Consider the following 21,667-nt stretch of genomic DNA (forward strand, 5'->3'; position numbering starts at 1 on the left):
GTGTTTTGCAACCGGTCACGCTTTGACGTCAGGGGAGAATGAGACAGGGACGCGCACGCTCCGCGCCGTTCACCACGACACGCCTCGTGTTTCTTGTCATTGAACATTCATCCGGTGCGGCGCTGTTGCGCACACCGCGATACTCCCAGCAAGACATCAAAATTCTGTTGTTATCTCGGCGATGCGTCGCGCGCATCGCCGGCATGCAGGAGGGGCCTTTTCCGCCTTGTTAATCCTGCATCTGTATTAGGAACTGCCGATTTTTACCCAATCGCGGCCCCTGCGGCAATATCCCCGTTATCCATAACTTTCTGTTTTATGCCTATAACTTCGGCTTTAGGCGGGGGAAATTCGGAGCCCCGCCACCCCCGGGACACACTGCGGGCTTGCCGTGCAGGGGGGTCAACTTTACACTGCGGGAGCGGTAATTACACATAATAATTCCCTGATGTATATAAGGGACATAACGGAGGAGTCGGGTTGATGACCAGCACGCCCCATCTTGCCGGGCCGGGCGCGTTCGTGCGCCGCCGCTTCATTGCCATACTTGCCTTGCTCATTGCCGCGACCGGCGCTGCGGCAGCCGACCTGACCTTTGCCGTTCATCCGGTGCTGCCGCAGGCGCGCACCATCGAGGTCTACCAGCCCCTGGCCACCTATCTGAGCAAGGCCACCGGCCAGAACATCAAGCTGGTCACCAACAGCAACTTCCTCACGCACTGGCAGGCCATGAAGCGCGGCCAGTACGACCTGATCCTCGACGGCCCGCATTTCACCGATTACCGGGTGAAGAAAATGGGCTATACGGTGCTGGCCAAGCTGCCCGACGTGGTCAGCTATACCCTGGTGGCCAACGAAAACCAGATGATCCTGGAACCGGCGGAACTGGTGGGCAAGACCATTGCCACCACCGCTTCGCCGGCCGTGGGTGCACTACGCCTGGTCGAGCTCTACCCCAATCCCCTGCGCCAACCCACCATCGTCGAAACCCCCGACTCGGAAGAGGCCGCCGAAATGGCGGTACAGGGCAAGGTCGCCGCGGCCATGATCCCGGCACCGCTGGTTGGCCGCTATCCCAGCCTGACCACCGTGGCCACCACTGACCAGCTCCCGTCACCGGGCATCTCCGCCAGCCCCAAGGTCAGCACCGAACTGCAGCAAGCCCTGCGTCGCGCCCTGCTCGACGCCCCCAACACCCCCGACGGCCGCAAGGCGCTGGAGGCCCTCAATGCCACCGCCCTGGAACCGGCCGACAACAAAAGCTTCCAGGGCATGGAGCGCCTGCTGGAAGGCATCTGGGGTTACTAGCAGGCCGGATATCGCGCAGACGCATCCGACAACGCCCGTACTCGACACCGCGGCGCCTGGTCCCATCCCCTCGTATCTCGTAGCCGTCTTCTTTATAATGCCCGGTCCAACTTTCATGGGTCGGCGCAGGGGCGCGGCCGGTTACTAGGGAATCAGCATGTCCAACAGCTATTTGTTCACTTCTGAATCCGTTTCCGAAGGCCATCCGGACAAGGTCGCCGATCAGATCTCCGATGCCGTCCTCGACGCCATCCTGGCACAGGATCCGATGGCGCGCGTCGCCTGCGAAACCCTGGTCAAGACCGGTCTGGCCCTGGTCGCCGGCGAGATCACCACCCACGCCGTGCTGGACTATGAGGCCATCGTGCGCGGCGTCATCAAGGACATCGGCTACTCCAGCTCGGAGATGGGTTTCGACTGGGAAACCTGTGCCGTGCTGAATGCCATCGGCAAACAGTCGCCGGACATCGCCATGGGTGTGGACGAGACTGAAAATCACGAGCAGGGCGCCGGCGACCAGGGCCTGATGTTCGGCTATGCCAGCAACGAAACCGACGTGCTGATGCCCGCCCCCATCTGCTATGCCCACAGCTTGGTGGCGCGCCAGGCCGAGGTGCGCAAGAACGGCATGCTGCCGTGGCTGCGCCCCGACGCCAAGAGCCAGGTCACCTTCCGCTACAAGGGTCACAAGCCCGTCGCCATCGACGCGGTGGTGTTATCCACCCAGCACAGCCCGGAAATCAGCCAGAAGACCCTGCACGAGGCGGTGATGGACGAAATCATCCTGCCGGTGCTGCCGGCGGAGTGGATCACCAAAGACACCCGTTTCTTCATCAACCCCACCGGCCGCTTCGTCATCGGCGGCCCGATGGGCGACTGCGGCCTCACTGGCCGCAAGATCATCGTCGACAGCTACGGCGGCATGGCGCGCCACGGCGGCGGCGCCTTCTCCGGCAAGGACCCCTCCAAGGTGGACCGTTCGGCTGCCTATGCCGGCCGCTACGTTGCCAAGAACATCGTCGCCGCCGGCCTCGCCGAGCGCTGCGAGGTGCAGGTGTCCTACGCCATCGGTGTCGCCGAACCCACCTCCATCAGCGTGGACACCTTCGGCACCGGCAAGATATCCACCGAGCGCCTGGTGGAACTGGTGCGCGAGCACTTCGACCTGCGCCCGCGCGGCCTGATCGCCATGCTCGACCTGCGCCGTCCTATCTACCGCAAGACCGCCGCCCACGGCCACTTCGGCCGCACCGATCCGGACTTCACCTGGGAGCGCACCGACAAGGCCGAGGCCCTGCGCGCGGCAGCCGGGCTGTAAAAAATGTAACCACAGAGAACACAGAGAAAACACGCTTAACATCAGTGTCAGAATGTTTCCTCTCTGTGATTACTAGTTTTCCACCGCGTCCCTGAGGAGCGCTGCAGCGGGTTGAAGCCCCGTCAGGCTCAGGGGGGCGGTTCTGTAACAACGGCGCTCGTTCCTGACGGAGTACACTCATGAACGCTGTAGCCAACTTCACCGACTATAAAGTCGCCGACATGTCCCTCGCGGCCTGGGGCCGCAAGGAAATCCAGATCGCCGAAACCGAGATGCCGGGTCTGATGGCCCTGCGCGAGGAATTCGGCGCACAGAAGCCGCTCAAGGGCGCGCGCATCTCCGGCTCCCTGCACATGACCATCCAGACCGCCGTGCTCATCGAGACGCTGGTGGAGCTGGGCGCTGAAGTGCGCTGGGCCTCGTGCAATATCTTCTCTACCCAGGATCACGCCGCCGCCGCCATCGCCGCCGCCGGCATTCCGGTGTTCGCCTGGAAGGGCGAGACGCTGGAGGAGTATTGGTGGTGCACCGAGCAAGCCATGACCTGGGCCGGCCATGACGGTCCCAACATGATCCTCGACGACGGCGGCGACGCCACAATGCTGGTGCACAAGGGCGTGGAGTTCGAGGCTGCCGGCAAGGTGCCCGAGGCTGCCGCCCATGCCAACCACGAGTGGAAGGTGTTTCTGAACCTGCTGCGCGCCAGCCTGAAAAACAATCCGGGCAAGTGGACCAGGATGGCCAAGGGCATCAAGGGCGTCACCGAAGAGACCACCACCGGCGTGCATCGTCTGTACGAGATGGAAAAGCGTGGCGAGCTGCTGTTCCCGGCCATGAACGTCAACGACTCGGTCACCAAAAGCAAGTTCGACAATCTGTACGGCTGCCGCGAATCGCTCATCGACGGCATCAAGCGTGCCACCGACGTGATGATCGCCGGCAAGATCTGCGTGGTGCTGGGCTATGGCGATGTAGGCAAGGGCTGCGCACAGGCCTTCCGCGGCATGGGCGCCACCACCTGGGTCACCGAGATCGATCCCATCTGCGCCCTGCAGGCGGCGATGGAAGGCTATCGCGTGGTCACCATGGACGAGGCCTGCAAACTGGGCGACATCTTCGTCACCACCACCGGCAACGTGAATGTGATCAACCACGACCACATGCTTGCCATGAAGAACGAGGCCATCGTCTGCAACATCGGCCACTTCGACAGCGAAATCGACATTGCCTCCATCGAGAAGTACCAGTGGGAGGAGATCAAGCCGCAGGTCGATCACGTCATCTTCCCCGATGGCAAGAAGATCATCGTGCTGGCCAAGGGCCGCCTGGTGAATCTGGGCTGCGCCACCGGCCACCCCAGCTTCGTCATGTCCGCCTCCTTCACCAACCAGGTGATGGCGCAGATGGAATTCTTCACCCGCGGCGATCAGTACCAAAGCAAGGTCTATGTGCTGCCGAAGATCCTTGATGAAAAGGTAGCCCGCCTGCACCTGAAGAAGATCGGCGTGCAGCTCACCACCCTGAGCCAGGAACAGGCCGACTACATCGGCGTCCCGGTGGATGGTCCCTACAAACCGAACCACTACCGCTATTGATCACTTCACACCCGCCGCAGAGACGCGGAGGCGCAGAGCTTTTGATTGACTCATTTAAACTCTGCGCCTCCGCGTCTCTGCGGCAATTGTGTTTTGTGGAGGGCGTTATATGGAATCGCAAAAGAAGTACCCGCAGGGGTTCAGTTTCGAGTTCTTTCCGCCCAAGACGCCGGAGGGGCGGCAGAAGCTGCTGGTGGCGCGCGACAGGTTTGCCGCGCTAAAGCCGGTGTATACGTCCGTCACCTACGGTGCCGGCGGCAGTACCCAGCAGGGCACCCTGGAGACCATCAGCGACCTGCTGGCTGCCGGTCTCGACGCGGCACCACACCTTTCCTGCATCGGTTCGTCCAGCGAGATGCTGCGCGAGATCCTGCTCGGCTACAAAGCACTGGGGGTGAAGCGCATCGTCGCCTTGCGCGGCGACATGCCTTCCGGCATGCGCGAGGCCGGTGAGTTCTCCTATGCCAACGAGCTGGTGGAATTCATCCGCCGCGAAACCGGCAATCACTTCCACATCGAAGTGGCTGCCTATCCGGAGTTTCATCCGCAGGCGCCGAGCGCGCAAAAGGATTTGCTCAACTTCAAGCGCAAGGTGGAGGCCGGTGCCAACGCTGCCATCACCCAGTATTTCTACAATCTGGATGCTTACCTGCGTTTCGTCGACGAGTGCGAAAAGATGGGCCTGCAGCTGCCCATCGTCCCCGGCATCATGCCGATCACCAACTACAAGCAACTGGCGCGCTTCTCCGACGCCTGCGGCGCGGAGATCCCCCGCTGGCTGGCCAAGCGGCTGGAAGGCATGGGCGAGGATTTGGAATCGATCCGCGCCTACGGCCTGGAGGTGACGGTGGAGCTGTGCCGCCGCCTGCTCGACGCGGGTGCGCCGGGTCTGCATTTCTACACCATGAACCAGTTCGAGCCCACCCACGCCATCTGGCAGGCGCTGGGGCTACCGCGCTGACACCGCCCCCCGCCGGCATGCGCATCCCACGCATCCATCATCCGGGGCCGCTCGGCCCCGGCACCATCGTCGAACTGAGCGACAGCGCCGCCAATCACGTAGCGCGCGTGCTACGCCTGCCGGTGGGGGCAGCACTGACGCTGTTCAACGGCGAGGGCGGCACATACACCGCGACACTGCTCGAGGTGGGCAAACGCATCGTCACCGCCCGCGTCGAGAGCTTCGTCGATCACGAAGTGGAGTCGCCGCTGGCCATCACCCTGGCACAGGGGATCGCCAAGGGCGAGCGCATGGATTACGTCATCCAGAAGGCCACCGAGTTGGGCGTGGTGCGCATCGCCCCCCTCATCACTGAACGCTGCAATGTGCGCCTGTCCGACGAACGCTGGGAAAAGAAATTGCAGCATTGGCAGGCGGTAGCTGTCAGTGCCTGCGAACAGTGCGGCCGCAACCGCGTTCCCGCCATTGCAGAGCCCGTCACGCTGGCCGCCTGGCTGGCGCAGGACAACAAAGAACTGCGTCTGACCCTGGACCCGCAGGCCAGCGGCGGCATCCGCGCCATCGGCGAAACACCACGTCAGGTGAGTCTGCTGGTAGGACCCGAAGGTGGTCTGAGCGAGGGGGAGTTGTCAGCGGCGCAGCGCGCCGGCTACCGCGGCATCCAACTGGGTCCGCGTGTGTTGCGCACGGAAACCGCTGGCGTTGCGGCACTGGCGGTGTTGCAGGCGCGGTGGGGGGACTTCTGACTTGCAAACGCGCCGTATGGATATGCGGAGCGCTTCCAGCCTGATATATATTCGCGCGCGGCTAGCGCATTGACGCGACGTAATTCGCCAAGGCGCGGATATCCTCATCACTGAGATTCTGCGTCACCTGCTCCATGCGCGGATTGGTGCGCTTCACTTCCAGCGGATCGGCCTTACCCAAGGCATTGGCGCGATAACGGTGCAGCGTCTTGGCGACATATTCCGGCTTTTGGCCCGCGATACGCGCAAAACCCTCCGCGCTCTTACCGTCCTTGGCGTGACACATAAAGCACACGCTGTCATAGATGCGCTGGCCGCGGCTCGCCAAATTGGCGTCATACTCCACCGGCTGCACCGGCATGCTGGAGTAGTAGATGGCCAGGTTGACCTTGTCAGCGGCACTGAAATTGGACGCCAGCGACTGCATGACGAAGTTGATGCGCTGACCGGTGGCAAACAGCTGCAGTTGCTCCAGCAGATAGGCCGGATGCTGGCTGGCCAGGTTGGGGGTTTCCGGTTGCTTGCTATTGCCATCGCGGCCATGACAGCTGCTGCACAGCAGGGAGCGATCGGCGCCCTCGGCAATGGCGGCGGCACGGCGCGCAGGATCACTCTCCACATCCTTGATGATCTGCAACAGACGTACACGCTCGGCAAGAATCGCCTCCTCGCGTGCCACATCTTCCTGTTTCAGTTGCTGACCGAGCTGGTGCGCCAGGGCCTCATCGGGAGTGGCGGCCAAGGCCGTGCTCACGCCCAGCCCCACGGCCCACAACACGCACCATGCCGTCACAGATTTCATGCACATTTTCATGTTCGGTGTCCGCTCGATTGCGATATATCAATGCCGGGAGATTCTAACCCACCCGGACACCCAGCTGTAACAATTGCTTTTCCAGAGCATCCAGGTCGGGGATCAGGAGCTCGCGTCCCGCCACCTGCAATCGCGCGGCCACCACCGCGCCATCCTGCTCCGCCCGCTCCATCGGCTCGACCATATCGGGCTTCAGTTCCTGCAACCGCGGCAGGCCCTGAGACAAAATCGCCAGAAAGGGCAGCGTGATGTTGCCATTCAGCGTATTGCACACCACGGCACGCGCATGCACACCACCGACGCCGGCGGACCGACCGAGCATCGGCTCCAGGGCCAGCAGGGGAATCGAGCGGCCGCGCCACAGCATCATGCCCAGCAGCCAGGCCGGCGCATCCGCGATGGCTTGCGGCGCCTTGTAATCGGCCACCTCCGCCACGGCGGTATTGGGCAACACCACGGTGGCCCCATTCAGGGGAACAATGAGACTGCGTACGGTCAGACCGGCCGTGGTCTCGGCGGCGGTGGCAGAAGTGCTGTTGCTCTCGCTCATGCTCCGGTTTCCTGCCTCACGCACCGCGCCGCTGGGCGATCAGTTTATGGATGTTCTCCAGCAACTCGGTTTCCTGATACGGCTTGCTCATATAGAAATCGACACCGATCTCCATGGCGCGCTGGCGGTGCTTTTCGCCACTGCGCGAGGTGATCATGATGATCGGGATGTGCCTGAGACGCTCGGTGTTGCGGATGTGGGTGGCCAGCTCGTAACCATCCATGCGTGGCATTTCGATGTCGAGCAGCATCACATCGGGCATGACATCTTCCAGCTGCGCGATGGCGTCTACACCATCCTTCGCCGTGACCGGGCGCATGTCGTTACGCTCCAGCAGACGCGAGGTGACCTTGCGCACGGTAATGGAGTCGTCCACCACCATCACCAGCGGCTGGGCGCTGACCGGCGCCGCCTCGGCCACGGCGGTACTACGCTGCGCGAGACCGAGACGGGCGAGCAGCGGCAGGTCGAGGATCAGCGCCACGCTGCCGTCACCAAGTATGGTGGCACCAGACAGGCCGCGCAGCTTGGATAGCTGCGGCCCCAGAGACTTGACCACGATTTCACGGCTGCCCAACAGATTGTCCGCGGCCCACGCCACATAGTGATCGCCACTGTGCGCGAACAGCAACGGGCGCTTGGCCACCTCACCTTCCGCCGCCACTGCAGCCGCCGGGGGCAGACCCAGCGTTTCGGCCAGGGGCAGCAACTCGTATTCCTGGCCCAGCCAGGTGTAGGTCGGGTGTTCGACCGCCAGCAGCTCATCGAGCTTGGCGCGATCCAGGCGTTCGATGCCCTTGATACTGGTCATGGGCACGGCGTAGGTTTCGTCGCCGGCCTGCACCAGCAGGGAACGGCTCACCGACAGGGTGAGCGGCAGACGCACGGTGAAAGTAGTCCCCGCGCCCGGGCGGGTGTCGATCTCCAGCAGGCCGCCGAGCTGTTTGATCTCGCTGTTGACCACGTCCATGCCGACACCGCGGCCCGCCACCTGGGTCAGGGTCTCGGCAGTGGAGAAACCGGACTCCAGAATGAAATGCACCACCTCCTTGTCGGACAGGCCGGCATCGGCCTTCATCAGACCGCGTTCGATGGCCTTCTGGCGCACCTTATCCAGGTTGATGCCGGCGCCGTCGTCGATGATACGCAGTACCACCTCGGAGCCCTCACGCACCTGCGCCAGGGTGATCTGGCCGCGCGGTGGCTTGCCGGCGCGGCGGCGTTGCTCCGGCATCTCGATTCCATGGGCGATGGCGTTACGCAGCAGGTGCTCGATGGGCGCCAGCATACGCTCGACCATGTGACGATCCATTTCCACTTCGGCGCCGCGGAAATTGAGCTCCACTTCCTTGCCCAACTCGGCACTGGTCTGACGCACGATACGGCGCAGGCGCGGCGCATGCTCCACCAGCGGCATCATGCGCGTGTGCATCAGACCTTCCTGCAGTTCCGTGCTGACGCGTGCCTGTTGCAGCAACAGAGTTTCCGTTTCACGGGTGATCCCCTGCAGGCCCTGCTGTACTTCCACCAAGTCATTGAGACTTTCCATGGCGGAACGGGACAGCTGTTGCATGTGGGTGAAACGATCGAACTCCAGCGGGTCGAAATCCTCGTATTCGCTGCTGTCCACCTCTTCATAGCGCGACTGCATCTGCGCCTCGGTCTCGATGGTGAACTGACGCAGCTGTTCGCGCATGCGTTCGAGGATTTCGCCGAAATCGCGCAGGCTGTAGTTGACGCCACCGACCTGTTGTTCGACGCGGGAGCGGTAAATGCTCACTTCACCGGCAAAGTTGACCAGGTTGTCGAGCAGATCGGCGCGGACACGCACCAAATCCTGCTGCAGGCGCTGACCGCGGCGGCGATCCCGCTCACGGGAGGCCTCGCTTTCCTCTTCCGCCTGATCGATCTCTGCCACCGGTTGCCGTGCTGTTTCCAACACCTGAGGCAAGGCGATTTGCGTCAGTCGGCTCTCGGCGACGAGGTCGTCCAGCGCCTCGATGAGTACCGCATCGGGGATCGGTGCAGTGCCGGCGCGCAACTGATCGGCCATGGTGGCCAGGCGATCGTGCGTACGCTGCAACAATGCAAGCATGCGCTCGGACAGCGGCACGTGACCGTCGGCCACCGCACCCAGCATCAATTCGGCGCTATGGGCCACATCCCCCATACTGGCGATGCCGGCATCGCGTGCTGCACCCTTCAGGCGGCGTAGCTGCAATTCCATTTCCTGCAACAGCGGCTGCTTGTTCGGTGCGCCATCCCAGGCCTGGAGCTGCTGTCCATACACCTCCAGGCTGCTTTCCGCCTGTTCCAGGAAGGCATGCAACGGTGCAGCAGCCACCACCGGCGCTTCCGCCACCGGCGCCTTGGCGCCGGTCAGGGCCAGAATGCGGGAGATGAGATCGTCGGCCGATGTCACGGCCGTATTGTTGCGCACCTGTTCCAGCATGGTGACCAGCCGGTCATGGGCCAACTGCAACAGGTCGAACATCTCGCTGGAACGGGTCAGGCGACCCTCGACGATATCTTCAAAGATCGATTCCAGCGTATGACTCAGATCGCCGATAGGGGTGACGCCGGCCATGCGTGCACCACCCTTGAGGGTGTGCAACTGGCGTTGCAACGCCTCCACCAGGGAGCGATCGTCGGGATGATCGCGCCAGGCCTGCAGGGACTCCTCGCTGGCATCGATGATCTCGGCACCTTCCTCCAGGAAGATGTCGAGCAAATCTTGATCGTACTCCGGCAACACGGTGGCGGGCGCGGCATGCATCGGCGCTGCCGGCTCGAAAGACGGCATTTCGAACGCCGGTTCCGGCGGCAGCTCCTCCACCGCGATGGCGGACAGAATCTCTTCCAGCGGTGGCGCCTCTTCCTCCTCGGCGGGTTCCGGCAGGGCCTCCAGAGTGATGCCTTCCTCCTCCGGCAGCGCGAATTCCGGTTCGGCCTCGAGCGTGATGCTCTCTTCCTCCACGGGCTCGAACACCGGCACTTCGAAGGTAATGGCCTCCTCCACCGGCGCCGCCACCACCTCGGTAGATGGCTCCTCCGGTGCCTGCGCCAACCCCGCCTCGGGGATGTCCTCCAGACCTTCGGCCAGGCGCAGGCCCGCATGGTGCAGCGCCTCCGCCTGGGCCTGCAAGGCCTGATGTTCCGGGGGCATAGCGCGCTCGCCCTGCAGGAAGGCCAGCATGTCGCGGGTCAACGCCACACAGCTCTCCAGCGCCGCCTGGCCTTCCTCGCTCACCGGGGCATGGGCGGTAACCAGCGCCTTGGCGTATTTCTCCAGCGGGCTGGCGATATCGGCCACTGCGAAGATGCCGGCCATACGCGAGCTGCCGGCCAGCGTGTGCAGGGCACGGGTCAATGCCTCGGTGACGCGACAACCGGCATGGTTGCGGCAATCGGCGATGAAGTGTTCGATGGTGGCCAGGTGGGTCTCGGTTTCGTGGCCGTAGATCTCCAGCAAGGCCGGGTCCAACTCAGGCAGCGCAGGCACCTCGACACTGACCTCGGGTACCACCTCGGCCACCGCCGGTGCCGGCACGGGTACGGGTGCGGGCGGAGGCAACATCGCCTCCAGACCACCCGGCGCGCTCATGGCGCCCGCGGCCTCCTGCAGCCATTCCACATCGGTCCGGACCGGGGTGCCTTCACGGAATTCCGCCACCAGTTCGGGCAAGGCCTCGGCCGCCTGATCCAGCAGGTCGAACATCGCATTGCCAGGCTCGACGGTATTGTCGATGACCCGGTTCAACATATTCTCGAAGGCCCAGGCAAACTCACCGATGCGCATCGCGCCCACCAGACGACCGCTGCCCTTCAGGGTATGGAAGGAGCGGCGCAGGTCGCGCAGGGTTTCGCTGTCGCCACGATTGGCCTGCCAGCGCGGCAAGAGCTCGCCGATCTTGGCGATCTCTTCCGTCGCCTCCTCGATGAAGATCTCGACGATCTCCGGGTCGAGGCCGGCGCTGACCGCCGGTGCAACCGCTGCCGGCGCCGCACTGGGCGCGGTCGCGGTGACAGGCTCGATCTCTTCAGGCGCAGCGGCCAGGGTAATCTCTTCTTCTGCGGGAGCAGGGATCGCCTCGATCTCGACCAGCTCCTCGGCGGCCGACTCTTCTTCGGCAGGCGCCTGCGCCGCCTCAACGCTCGCCAGGGTATCGACCGGATAGCCCAGCTTGGCCACTGCGCGCTCGGCCACCTCCAACACCATCGCCGGATGCACGCGGCTCTCCACGAAGGCGTCCATGTAGTACTCGATGGAGGTCAGCGCATCGGCCAGGGCATCGAGCATGTCGGCGCTGGGCAGGGATTCCGCCTTGGCCAGGTCGTTGCTGATATAGAGAGAGGTGGCGCGCAGCACCTGTGCCGCGCGGGTATAAGACAGCAGGCTCAGACTGCCGACGATCTCGTACAACAGACCTGGCAACGGCGCCAGCAGCGCTGATTCGCTCGGGGTGGCAACGAAGGCGTCCACCGCGTCCTTGACCCGCAGCAGATTGCTGCGTGCCTCCTTCATGACCTGACGGATGACACGCTGGTGTTCGGCCTCGGCCTCCGGCGACAATTCGCCGGCACCCACCTGACCGGCCAGATCGTCGGCCTGCTCCAGCGGACGTACGGTACCCCAGTCGCGCAGAGCGGAATCCACCGCCAGCACGGCACTGGCGATGCCCATCAGCACATCGTCGCCGGGCGCTGTTTCCGCGCCCTGCAATTCGCGGATGATTGCCGCCTGTCGCTCCAACGACTGCTGCAATGATGTCTGGCCCATCATCGCCAGGGTGCTGGCGAGACGCGCCAGGGTGTCGACCAGTGGCAACAGATTGGCCGCCTCGCGCTGCTCGCTGCGCACAAAAATATCGAGGGCATCCTGGATGGTGGCCAGCTCTTCCAGCACGTCACCGGCCAGCGTCTTTTTCAGTTCGGCATTGAAGCCACCAATGCTGGCGGGCGTCGACCCTCCGGCCATTAGCTGACCGAGACCAAAGGCCGTTTTCAGTTCGACCAGACGGGCACCGCTGCCATGTGCCTGCGCCACCTGGAACAGCAGGCTGGTGAGCGCCGGCGCCAGACCTTCGGCCTTGACGGTATTCTCACCACCCTCACCGATCTGGCGGATCACCTGCTCACCATTGCTGAGCAGGCGCTTGGCCGCGGTACGGATCACCTGTCCGCCCTCGGCCAGGGATTCGACAAAACCGCCAAACACCCAGAACCATTGACGCACGGCCGGCTCGGTTGCGGCGGCCAGCAGTTTGTCACTCAGCGCGCGCAGGGTCTTCAGGCTGTGCGGGATTTCCTCGCCGCGCAACAGGTGCAGCAGACTGGATTGATAGTAAGGACGGGCCTTCTGCGCCAGCGCACGGAGGTCGACACCGGATGCCGCGGACGACGGCGGCATGACCGTCAGATCGGGCTGGAAGAAATCACTTTCCGGCAACGGCGGCTCGCCGCGCAGACGACGCATTTCATTGATCAGCGGCAACAGCACCAGGGCATTGTCAGCCTGACCGCCCTGCAGCCCTTCCAGATAATCCGGCAGCTGCAGCACGGCACGCATCAACACCTCACAGGCGCGCTCCACCTCAGTGATGCGCTTCTCCTGCAGGGCGACGGCCAGCAGCTCCATTTCGTCGGCGGCACGGGCCGCGCCGTACAGCTCGACCATTTGCAGCGTGCCACGCACCTGATGCAGGTGCATGACACAGAAACCCATCTGGGTTTCATCGTCCGGCGTGGCAACGAACGCCTCCAGCGCCAACCTGGCCTGGTTGAGGGAGGCGTCGATCTCCCCCTTGACCCAGTTGAGGGTGCTGACGTCGAACTTCGCGGTCATCGGCATGGCACCCATAGCGCGCTACGTATCAAGGCCGGCAAGGCTCTTAGCCGGGCAGCTTGAAGCCGGATACGGATTTCTTCAGATCGTCCGCCAGCTCGGCCAGATTACCGATGGCCGCCGCGGTATGGGTGGTACCGGCCGAGGTCTGGGTGGTGATCTCCTGAATGACGTTCATGGTGTCGGATACATTGGCCGCCGCCGCCGCCTGCTGGCGGGTAGCGCCGGAAATGCTCTGTACCAGTTCAGCGAGGTGCATGGATACGTTTTCGATCTCACCCAGTGCGGTGCCCGCATCCTCGGCCAGACGGGCACCATTCACCACGCCCGCCGTACTTTGTTCCATGGAGATGACCGCCTCGTTGGTATCGGCCTGAATGGTCTTCACCAGGGCCTCGATCTGCTTGGTGGCGTCGGCGGAACGTTCTGCGAGGCGCTGCACTTCGTCGGCAACCACGGCGAAGCCACGGCCCGCTTCACCGGCCATGGCGGCCTGGATGGCGGCATTCAAGGCCAGAATGTTGGTCTGCTCGGCGATGTCGTTGATCAGCTCCACGATGTCACCGATTTCCTGCGAGGATTCGCCCAGACGCTTGATACGCTTGGAGGTCTCCTGAATCTGTTCACGAATGCTGTCCATGCCTTCGATGGTCTTCTGTACCGCCGCCGTACCCTTGGAGGCGATATCCACGGAGCGCTGCGCTTCCTCCGCCAGCTGGTCGGCATTGCGCGACACACCTTCGATGGAGATGGCCATTTCATTAACGGCGCTGGAGGCCGACGCGATCTGCTGCGCCTGATGCTCCGAGGCCTCGGCCAGATGCATGGCGGTGGCCTGCGTCTGCTGGGCCGCCGCGGATACCTGACTGGCCGTTTCGTTGATGGCGGTAACCAGGGTACGCAGGGCGTCGATGGCGTAGTTCATGGAGTCGGCGATGGCGCCGGTGATGTCCTCGGTCACGGTGGCGTTCACCGTGAGGTCACCGTCGGCGAGGTCGCCCATTTCGTCGAGCAGACGCATGATGGCCTGCTGGTTACGACGGTTCTGCTCCTCACTTTCCGCGCGCTGTGCATCGGCCTCTTCCAGACGCACCACACCTTCCTTACGCAGGGAATAACCGAGGTACAGCAGCAGCAACAGGGCGACCACACCAAACAGGCTGCCCATCACGGTGTTGACCTTGCGGCCCGCAGCGTAGGCCTGGTAACTGGTTTCCAGACGTGAAATGGCGTTCAGCAGACGATCGGAGTGCGTCAGTACTTCCTGCACCGCCTCGGACACCTCGAACATTTCCGGGCTGCGCTCCAGGATGGCGCTGACCTGGGTGCCGATCTCCTCGAACAGGGCATTCACTTCGGTGAGCTTGGCACGGATCTCGTTGTTGGTCACGCGCTCGATGCCGAGACCACGGTTGCCGTCCAGCATGCCCTTGATGACACGGCCGAACAGGGCGGCGTCACGACCGAAACGGTCGGCGGCGGTTACCGCGCCCTCACCGCCTTCCAACACGCGGTTGACGTTGTTGACGATACGCTGCGACAACATGAGCTGACGGCTGGCGATATAAACCTGGCCGGATTCGGAACCGCGCTGCGCCATCAGGGTAGCCACTTCGTCGGACAGGGCAAGCAGCTGGGAGGCGCGCTCGTTGATGGCCTGCACCGTTTCGCGCATGGCGCGTACGGCCTGTTCACGGCCGAGGATGGTGGTGACATTGCGATCGAAGCGGCGCCACTCGGTTTCCACCGCCTGCAATGCCTCCAGCACCTCAACCGGTGTCGGCGGCATGCCGGTTTCCGGATCACCTTCCTTCAGCAGGCTGAACGAATGGCGGAAGGATTCGTGGCTCTTCTTCAGCTGGCTGAATACCGCACTGGTACCCTGCGAAGTCTGGCCGGCATACTTGGTTATCTGCTGCGACAATACGCGCTGCTCACCCAGCAGGGTGATGTATTGCTTGTCGTAGCCGTCCTGTACGGCAACATAGATATAGATTGCCGCCATGGCGAGCACGAAGAACAGCAGAAAGAAGATAAGTATGAAGACGGACTTATCGCCCCCTGCTGCACCGGCAGCCCCTTTGGATCGTGCTTTCATTGTTCTCGCTCCTACACCACGAACGCTTGCGGAAAATCGAAGTTACTGCAACCCACGCGACAGATGGCTATGCCGCCGCCACCTGCATGAATTCCGGACTGTCGACCAGTGCAGCCATGCTGAACACCGGCCAGGTTTCACCTTCCTGACGATAGGCACCACGCAGATAGCGAACATAGGCAGGGTCCACCTCGCCCAGCTCTGTGCCGAACTCTTCCTCATAGAAATGCTTCAGACCCAACACCTCATCCACCATCAAGCCGGCGGAGATGCCCTTGTAGCGCACCACCAGGATGCGGGTGCGCCGACCGGGCACGGCGGCCACCCCGCGCGCAAAGTCCTGCAAATCCATCACCGGCAGCAAGGTGCCGCGGATATTCGCCACGCCCTTCACCCAGCGCTGCGCGCCGAACACCGCGGTGATGCGCGGCAAGGGCAGGATTTCCTTCACTTCATCCACTGCGGCCACCACCTGCATGTTGCCCAGGCGGAATCCCAGACCGTCCCATGTGGTCCGCACGTCCAGCTGCTGGGGAAGCTCGAAGGCATGGGCCTTGCTGCGCTGCTCTATCTCCCGCAGCAACAACAGGGGATGTTGGGAAGGGGCGGTCATGATCCGGCTCAGGCGCCCAGCACCGCCTTGATCTTGGCCAGCAGGTCGGCCTCCGCCACCGGCTTGGTGACATAGTCCTTGGCGCCCTGGCGCAGGCCCCACACACGGTCCGTTTCCTGATCCTTGGTGGTAACGATGATCACCGGGATATGTGCCGTTTCCGGATCCTTGGTGAGCTGGCGCGTGGCCTGGAAACCGTTCATGCCGGGCATCACCACGTCCATCAACACCAGATCCGGCTTGCCAGCACGGGCGGCCGCCACACCTTTCTCGCCGTCCGCAGCGGTGGTGACCTCGTGGCCGTTCTTTTGCAGGATGCCGCTGAGGACGTGAATCTCGGTGGGAGAGTCATCGACTATCAGAATGCGCGCCATGTTTGTTCCCCTCGACTAACTATGCATTTCACCTGCGCGCCGTGCTTCCCGCCGTCGCGCCTAGGCATTGGATTTATTTTGCCGTATCAAGCACATGGCGCTTGATGGCACCGAGCAGTTCTTCCCGGGTGAACGGCTTGGTCAAATATTCTTCGGAGCCCACGATACGCCCGCGGGCACGGTCGAACAACCCGTCCTTGCTGGACAGCATGATCACCGGGGTGTTGCGGAATTTCTGGTTGTGCTTGATGAGCGCGCAGGTCTGGTAGCCGTCCAGACGCGGCATCATGATGTCGACGAAGATGATGTCGGGATTGTAATCGGCGATCTTGGAAAGGGCTTCAAAACCGTCATTGGCGGTAATAACGTCGCAGCCCTCTTTCTTGAGCAGGGTCTCTGCGGTACGCCGGATGGTCTTGCTATCGTCGATCACCAGGACCTTGAGTCCCTGGAAGCCTTCTTCTGCTGCGTCGCTGGCCACTGCGCCCCCATCTGCCTTGAGTTATGTTTCTCTATAGTCCCTGACAGGCTCGCGAGATTTTTATCATATTCTTTAAAAGCAATCCACAAGCCCTTATTAACCCGAACGTTTCCTGTTGCATCCCGACTGGTACACTTCTCCTAGCTGATCCCTCAACAGTTGGCCATTATGACTACTTCCCTGCACGCCGTCCCCCATCTCACCACCGCGCTTACCGGCCCCCTGCTGCAGCTGGAATCCCACCTGCTCGATCACCAGGCCGAGATCGAGGCCTGGTTCCGTGACCAGTGGCGGCTGACCCCGGCCCCCTTCTACACCTCGGTGGACCTGCGCAACGCCGGCTTCAAGCTGGCGCCGGTGGATACCAATCTGTTCCCCGCCGGCTTCAACAACCTCAACCCGGCCTTCGAGGCCCTCTGCATCCAGGCCATCCAGTCGGCCCTGGAGCGGCTCTATCCTACCGCCCGCCGTGTCCTGCTGGTGCCGGAAAGCCACACCCGCAACCTGTTCTACCTGGAAAGCCTGGCCACCCTGCGCGAACTCATCGCCCGCGCCGGCTACGAGACCCGCATCGGCTCCCTGCTGCCGGACCTGGACGGGCCGCGCGTCATCGAGCTGCCCTCGGGGCGCAAGGTAACATTGGAGCCGGTACGCCGCCTTGGCGACAAGGTGGGGCTGAGCGACGATTTCTACCCCTGTGTGGTGGTGCTGAACAATGACCTCTCCGGCGGCCGCCCGGAAATCCTCGAGGACCTCGACCAGGCGGTGGTGCCGCCGTTGGGCATCGGCTGGTCGTCCCGCATCAAGTCCGGCCACTTCGGCCACTACCGCAAGGTGGCCGAGGAATTCGCCGCCATGGCCGAGATCGACCCCTGGCTCATCGACCCGCTGTTCCGCAACTGCGGCGAAATCGACTTCATGAAGCGCGAGGGCGAGGACTGCCTGGCGCGCAACGTGGACGCCGTGCTGTCTGCCATCCGCCAGAAATACGCCCAGTACGGCATCGACAAGCCGCCCTTCGTGGTGATCAAGTCCGAGTCCGGCACCTATGGCATGGCGGTGATGACCGCCCACAGCGTGGACGAGGTGCGCGAGCTGAATCGCAAGCAGCGCACCCACATGTCCAAGACCAAGGAAGGGCAGGCAGTGAGCAAGGTGATCATCCAGGAAGGGGTCTACACCTTCGAGACCTGGGGCGAGGTCAATGCCGTGGCCGAGCCGGTGGTGTACATGATCGACCACTTCGTGGTGGGCGGTTTCTACCGCGTCCACACCGGCCGCGGCCCCAATGAAAACCTCAACGCCCCCGGCATGCACTTCGAACCGCTGGCCTTCGCCGAACCCTGCAACATGCCCGATTGCGCCGAGTTTCCCGATGCCGGCGTCAACCGCTTCTACGCCTACGGCGTCATCGCCCGCCTCGCCCTGCTGGCGGCGGCGCGGGAGATCCAGGCGCTGGATTGAGGCCCAAGCGCGGCACAGGGAGGTGCCATGGAGTGCGGATCACCTGTAACATCACGCTTTATGCGCGCACCCCATAGCCCTCTTTCATGACCCTCGACCTGGCGAAAAAGACCGTCCTCGTCATCGACGACTTCCAGAACATGCGCGCCACCCTGCGCCAGATGCTGATCACCATCGGCGTGCAGGAGGTGGACTCGGCGCTCAAGGCCGAGGAGGCGCTGGAGCGCATGCGCGCCAAGCGCTATGACATCGTGCTGTGCGACTACAACCTGGGCGCCGGCATGGACGGCCAACAGTTGCTGGAGGTGGCGCGTGCCGAGGGCCTGGTCGGCCACGGCACCACCTTCATCATGGTCACCGCGGAAAACTCCAGCGAGATGGTGATGGGCGCCCTGGAAACCCTGCCCGACGCCTACCTGACCAAGCCCTTTACCAAGGACCTGCTGCGCGCCCGCCTGGCCCGTGTGCTGCCGCGCAAGACCCCGCTGCAAGCGGTGGACGAGGCCCTGCGCAAGGGCGACACGGCCAAGGCCATCGCCGTGCTCGACGCGCTGCTGGCCGATAGACCGGCCCATGCCACCGAACTGCTGCGCCTCAAGGCCGAGTTGCTGCTCAAGGCCGGCGACGACGCCGGCGCGGCGGCACTGTGCCAGCAGACGCTTGCCACCAAGCCGCTGGCCTGGACCCATACCCTGCTCGGCCACATCGCCGCCCGGCAGGGCCGGCTGGCCGAGGCGGAGCAGCAGTTCCGCGCGGCCATCGCCCTCACTCCCGCCTATATGGCAGCCCACGACGGCCTGGCCGCCGTACTGGAGTCCGGCGGCGACACCCAGGCGGCCCTCGACGTGCTGGTGGCGGCGGTGGAGCGCTCGGCCAAGTCGCTGCCGCGCCAGCTGCATCTGGCCCGTCTGGCCCAGGTGCTCAAGCGCCACGACATCGCGGAACGCGCCTGGCGCCGTGCCATCGCCCTGGCGCGGCAGATGGAGCGGGACCATCCGTCCTATCATGCCGCCCTCATCGCCACCCTGGTGGCCAAGAGCGAGACGCGCGACGCCCAGGCGGCGTTGAAAAAGCTGACGCAGGAATTCCGTCTCCATCCGGAGGTGGCGTGGTGGACACTGCTGGCCAAGCTGCATCTGCTCGCCCCCGCCGCCGAGCGCAGCACCGCCATGCAGGAACTGGACACTCTGCTGCAGGGTGGGCCGGCGCCCGCGGCCGCCACAGCACCTCTCGCCGCCGCCCTGCACGCCCTGGGCGAAGAACAGCGCGCGGCCAGATTCGCCTGATACTCGACGCACGGAGAGCCGCTTGAGCAACATCGATTTCAGCACCATCATCGCCATCAGCATCCACGACACCAAAAATGCCCTCGGCATGGTGCTCAACTCGCTGGACGGCCTGCTCGACCCGGACACCGGCGAATGCCGCTGCGACGCCGGCCAGGTGGCCCGCCTGCAATACGAGGCGCGCCGGGTCAACGACAACCTGGTGCAGCTGCTCACCCTCTACCGCACCGACAAGGGTCTGTACCAGCCGCGCTTTAGCGCTTGCCTGGTATATGAGCTGCTGGAGGACTACTACCTGTCCAACAAGCCGATGATGGACCACCACGGCGTCAGCTGTGACATCGACTGCGCGGAAGACCTGGCCTGGACGCTGGATCAGGCCATGGTGGCGGCGGTGCTGGAAAACGTCATCACCAACACCGTGCGCTACACCCGCAATCGCCTGCGCATGACGGCGCAGAACACCGGCGGCTGGCTGCTGCTGGACATCGAGGACAACGGCCCGGGGTTTCCCGCCGCCATGCTCGGCCGCCGCACCATCGACGAGGATGCGCCGCTGGACCCCAACGCCGGCCGCACCGGCCTCGGCCTCTATTTCTGCGCCCTCATCGCCCAGATGCACGGCAATGGCGCGGAGCATGGTTACATCGAACTGTCCAACGACGGCAGCCTGGGCGGCGGCCGCTTCCGCCTGGCCCTGCCGGGCTGAAACACCCCACCGGTTCACAAAACCGCCGCTTTACGCGGTGGTCGCCGGATTCTCCGGCGTCAAAGCCCCGCCTTGTTGATATAATCGCGCCCAACAATAAATCGGGGGTTCCAATGTCTGCACTTACGCCACTACGTGACCTGCCCAGCGCGAACATCTTCCGCCGCGGCGACGTCTTCGTCCTGTTCGGCGAATTGTTCGGCCGCGGCTACGCCAACGGCCTCATCGACGAGGCCCGCCGCGCGGGCATGACCATCCTCGGCATCACCGTCGGCCGCCGCGACGAAAACGACCGCCTGCGCCCGCTTAACGCCGAGGAATTGCAGGAGGCCGAGGGCCGTCTGGGCGGCCGCATCATCAACATCCCGCTGATGGCCGGTTTCGACATGGACGCGCCGGAAGGCACGCCCACGCCCACCGCCCTGGTGGCCGATCTGAAACTCACCAACTGGCAGGAGTCCAAACTGGACTGGGCGCAAATCGAGCGCTGCCGCGAGGTGGGCGTGACCCGCTTCAAATCCTCGCTGGCCCAGGTGATGGCCGAACTGGACCGCGCCATCCCCGACGGCGCCAACGTGTTCTTCGCCCACACCATGGCTGGCGGCATCCCCAAGACCAAGGTGTTCCTGGCCATCGCCAACCGCATCTACAAGGGCCGTGGCGAGCGTTTCATGTCCTCGCGTGCGCTGCTCGATTCCGATCTCGGCAAGATGATCCTGATGAACTTCGACGAGGTCACCGCCAACACCTTCCAGTACCTCATCGAGGGCAGCAGCGCTATTCGCGCCCGTCTCGCCAAGAGCGGCGGCGAGGCGCGCTACACGGCCTACGGCTACCACGGCACCGAAATCCTCATCAACGGCCAGTACCAGTGGCAGACCTACACCAACTACACCCAGGGCTACGCCAAGATGCGCCTGGAGCGCCACGCCGAGGCAGCCTGGGCGCAGGGCGTCAAGGCCACGGTATTCAACTGCCCGGAGATCCGTACCAACTCCAGCGATATCTTCGTCGGCGTGGAGCTGTCCCTGTTCCCGTTGCTCAACGCGCTGAAGAAGGAAGGTTGCGGTGCTTGGGCGGAACAGCAGTGGTCCGCATGCCAGGCCCTGTTGCAGGACGGCGTGCAGCTGCAACAAATCCTCGACAAGATCGAACGCTACAACAACGACCCCGCCATTGCCCGCTTCCGCAACTTCGCGGCCTGGCCGATGGACAACAGCGCCGACCTCGCCGAAGTGATGGTGGGCACCTCGGAAGAAATCGTCGAGCTGCACAAGGACCGCAAGGCACTGATCAGCGATCATCTCAGCGCCCTGGTGCTGGAAGGCACCGGCCCGCTCATGTTCCACGAGGCCTCCGCCCCGCATGGCCCGGTACTGTGGCTCAACCACGACATCATCGCCAAGCAACTGGCCAAGCTGCACTGACTTGTCCTCGACGGCGGGGCACACTGCCCCGCCGCCAACCTCATCTACACTTCCTTCTATGCCCGAGGCAGCGCTGGA

Annotated in this window: 16 protein-coding genes and 1 riboswitch; of the genes, 9 read left to right on the forward strand and 7 right to left on the reverse strand. The window is 63.6% G+C overall.

Going from position 1 to position 21,667, the window contains the following annotated elements; translation table 11 throughout:
* The first annotated feature begins 483 nt into the window (after positions 1-483).
* The 5 genes from ACMV8A_RS04310 (at position 484) to ACMV8A_RS04330 (ending at position 5,928) form a co-directional block, all read left to right on the forward strand.
* Positions 484-1,308: a phosphate/phosphite/phosphonate ABC transporter substrate-binding protein gene (locus ACMV8A_RS04310; RefSeq protein ID WP_495324514.1), complete on the forward strand. Its 825-nt coding sequence runs from the start codon at positions 484-486 to the stop codon at positions 1,306-1,308.
* Positions 1,309-1,465: 157 nt separating this feature from the next.
* Positions 1,466-2,626: a methionine adenosyltransferase gene (gene metK, locus ACMV8A_RS04315; protein ID WP_495324515.1), complete on the forward strand. Its 1,161-nt coding sequence runs from the start codon at positions 1,466-1,468 to the stop codon at positions 2,624-2,626.
* A gap of 87 nt (positions 2,627-2,713) precedes the next feature.
* Positions 2,714-2,792: riboswitch (S-adenosyl-L-homocysteine riboswitch) on the forward strand.
* Positions 2,793-2,805: 13 nt separating this feature from the next.
* On the forward strand, positions 2,806-4,221 hold the full coding sequence (gene ahcY, locus ACMV8A_RS04320; protein WP_495324516.1) for an adenosylhomocysteinase: 1,416 nt from the start codon (positions 2,806-2,808) through the stop codon (positions 4,219-4,221).
* A 109-nt stretch (positions 4,222-4,330) separates the two neighbouring features.
* Positions 4,331-5,182: a methylenetetrahydrofolate reductase [NAD(P)H] gene (gene metF, locus ACMV8A_RS04325; protein ID WP_495324517.1), complete on the forward strand. Its 852-nt coding sequence runs from the start codon at positions 4,331-4,333 to the stop codon at positions 5,180-5,182.
* 17 nt (positions 5,183-5,199) lie between these two features.
* Positions 5,200-5,928: a 16S rRNA (uracil(1498)-N(3))-methyltransferase gene (locus ACMV8A_RS04330; RefSeq protein ID WP_495324518.1), complete on the forward strand. Its 729-nt coding sequence runs from the start codon at positions 5,200-5,202 to the stop codon at positions 5,926-5,928.
* Between the two features lie 61 nt (positions 5,929-5,989).
* On the opposite strand, the gene ACMV8A_RS04335 is transcribed toward ACMV8A_RS04330, so the two are convergent.
* From ACMV8A_RS04335 to ACMV8A_RS04365, 7 genes are all read right to left on the reverse strand, one after another.
* Positions 5,990-6,730 (reverse strand): c-type cytochrome, encoded by a 741-nt coding sequence (locus ACMV8A_RS04335; RefSeq protein WP_495324519.1) that lies wholly within the window; start codon positions 6,728-6,730, stop codon positions 5,990-5,992.
* Between the two features lie 55 nt (positions 6,731-6,785).
* The gene (locus ACMV8A_RS04340) at positions 6,786-7,292 is read right to left on the reverse strand and encodes a chemotaxis protein CheW (protein WP_495324520.1); all 507 of its coding nucleotides are present in this window, start codon (positions 7,290-7,292) and stop codon (positions 6,786-6,788) included.
* Between the two features lie 16 nt (positions 7,293-7,308).
* On the reverse strand, positions 7,309-13,137 hold the full coding sequence (locus ACMV8A_RS04345; RefSeq protein ID WP_495324521.1) for an Hpt domain-containing protein: 5,829 nt from the start codon (positions 13,135-13,137) through the stop codon (positions 7,309-7,311).
* A gap of 46 nt (positions 13,138-13,183) precedes the next feature.
* A complete protein-coding gene (locus ACMV8A_RS04350; RefSeq protein ID WP_495324522.1) occupies positions 13,184-15,235 on the reverse strand; it encodes a methyl-accepting chemotaxis protein in 2,052 nt (683 codons plus the stop codon).
* A gap of 67 nt (positions 15,236-15,302) precedes the next feature.
* On the reverse strand, positions 15,303-15,848 hold the full coding sequence (locus tag ACMV8A_RS04355; protein WP_495324523.1) for a chemotaxis protein CheW: 546 nt from the start codon (positions 15,846-15,848) through the stop codon (positions 15,303-15,305).
* An 8-nt stretch (positions 15,849-15,856) separates the two neighbouring features.
* Positions 15,857-16,222 carry a twitching motility response regulator PilH gene (pilH, locus tag ACMV8A_RS04360; RefSeq protein WP_495324524.1) on the reverse strand — a complete coding sequence of 122 codons (366 nt, stop codon included), beginning with the start codon at positions 16,220-16,222 and terminating at the stop codon, positions 15,857-15,859.
* Between the two features lie 73 nt (positions 16,223-16,295).
* On the reverse strand, positions 16,296-16,703 hold the full coding sequence (locus ACMV8A_RS04365; protein WP_495324525.1) for a response regulator: 408 nt from the start codon (positions 16,701-16,703) through the stop codon (positions 16,296-16,298).
* A gap of 168 nt (positions 16,704-16,871) precedes the next feature.
* Here ACMV8A_RS04365 and gshA point away from each other — a divergent pair, with 168 nt between their 5' ends.
* The 4 genes from gshA to ACMV8A_RS04385 all read left to right on the forward strand — a co-directional run bounded on the left by gshA (position 16,872) and on the right by ACMV8A_RS04385 (position 21,589).
* On the forward strand, positions 16,872-18,167 hold the full coding sequence (gene gshA, locus ACMV8A_RS04370; protein ID WP_495324526.1) for a glutamate--cysteine ligase: 1,296 nt from the start codon (positions 16,872-16,874) through the stop codon (positions 18,165-18,167).
* A gap of 86 nt (positions 18,168-18,253) precedes the next feature.
* Positions 18,254-19,453 (forward strand): response regulator, encoded by a 1,200-nt coding sequence (locus ACMV8A_RS04375; protein WP_495324527.1) that lies wholly within the window; start codon positions 18,254-18,256, stop codon positions 19,451-19,453.
* 22 nt (positions 19,454-19,475) lie between these two features.
* The gene (locus ACMV8A_RS04380; RefSeq protein ID WP_495324528.1) at positions 19,476-20,162 is read left to right on the forward strand and encodes a sensor histidine kinase; all 687 of its coding nucleotides are present in this window, start codon (positions 19,476-19,478) and stop codon (positions 20,160-20,162) included.
* A gap of 113 nt (positions 20,163-20,275) precedes the next feature.
* Entirely contained in the window at positions 20,276-21,589 is a 1,314-nt protein-coding gene (locus tag ACMV8A_RS04385) for an enoyl ACP reductase FabMG family protein (protein ID WP_495324529.1), read from the forward strand.
* Positions 21,590-21,667 lie beyond the last annotated feature (78 nt).

Source organism: Sulfurivermis sp., from assembly GCF_059410345.1.

Bases quoted from the DNA above. Each gene is read 5' to 3' on its own strand.
- ACMV8A_RS04310 (WP_495324514.1), top strand. From the start codon at position 484: ATGACCAGCACGCCCCATCTTGCCGGGCCGGGCGCGTTCGTGCGCCGC.
- metK (WP_495324515.1), top strand. From the start codon at position 1,466: ATGTCCAACAGCTATTTGTTCACTTCTGAATCCGTTTCCGAAGGCCAT.
- ahcY (WP_495324516.1), top strand. From the start codon at position 2,806: ATGAACGCTGTAGCCAACTTCACCGACTATAAAGTCGCCGACATGTCC.
- metF (WP_495324517.1), top strand. From the start codon at position 4,331: ATGGAATCGCAAAAGAAGTACCCGCAGGGGTTCAGTTTCGAGTTCTTT.
- ACMV8A_RS04330 (WP_495324518.1), top strand. From the start codon at position 5,200: ATGCGCATCCCACGCATCCATCATCCGGGGCCGCTCGGCCCCGGCACC.
- ACMV8A_RS04335 (WP_495324519.1), bottom strand. From the start codon at position 6,730: ATGAAATCTGTGACGGCATGGTGCGTGTTGTGGGCCGTGGGGCTGGGC.
- ACMV8A_RS04340 (WP_495324520.1), bottom strand. From the start codon at position 7,292: ATGAGCGAGAGCAACAGCACTTCTGCCACCGCCGCCGAGACCACGGCC.
- ACMV8A_RS04345 (WP_495324521.1), bottom strand. From the start codon at position 13,137: ATGACCGCGAAGTTCGACGTCAGCACCCTCAACTGGGTCAAGGGGGAG.
- ACMV8A_RS04350 (WP_495324522.1), bottom strand. From the start codon at position 15,235: ATGAAAGCACGATCCAAAGGGGCTGCCGGTGCAGCAGGGGGCGATAAG.
- ACMV8A_RS04355 (WP_495324523.1), bottom strand. From the start codon at position 15,848: ATGACCGCCCCTTCCCAACATCCCCTGTTGTTGCTGCGGGAGATAGAG.
- pilH (WP_495324524.1), bottom strand. From the start codon at position 16,222: ATGGCGCGCATTCTGATAGTCGATGACTCTCCCACCGAGATTCACGTC.
- gshA (WP_495324526.1), top strand. From the start codon at position 16,872: ATGACTACTTCCCTGCACGCCGTCCCCCATCTCACCACCGCGCTTACC.
- ACMV8A_RS04375 (WP_495324527.1), top strand. From the start codon at position 18,254: ATGACCCTCGACCTGGCGAAAAAGACCGTCCTCGTCATCGACGACTTC.
- ACMV8A_RS04385 (WP_495324529.1), top strand. From the start codon at position 20,276: ATGTCTGCACTTACGCCACTACGTGACCTGCCCAGCGCGAACATCTTC.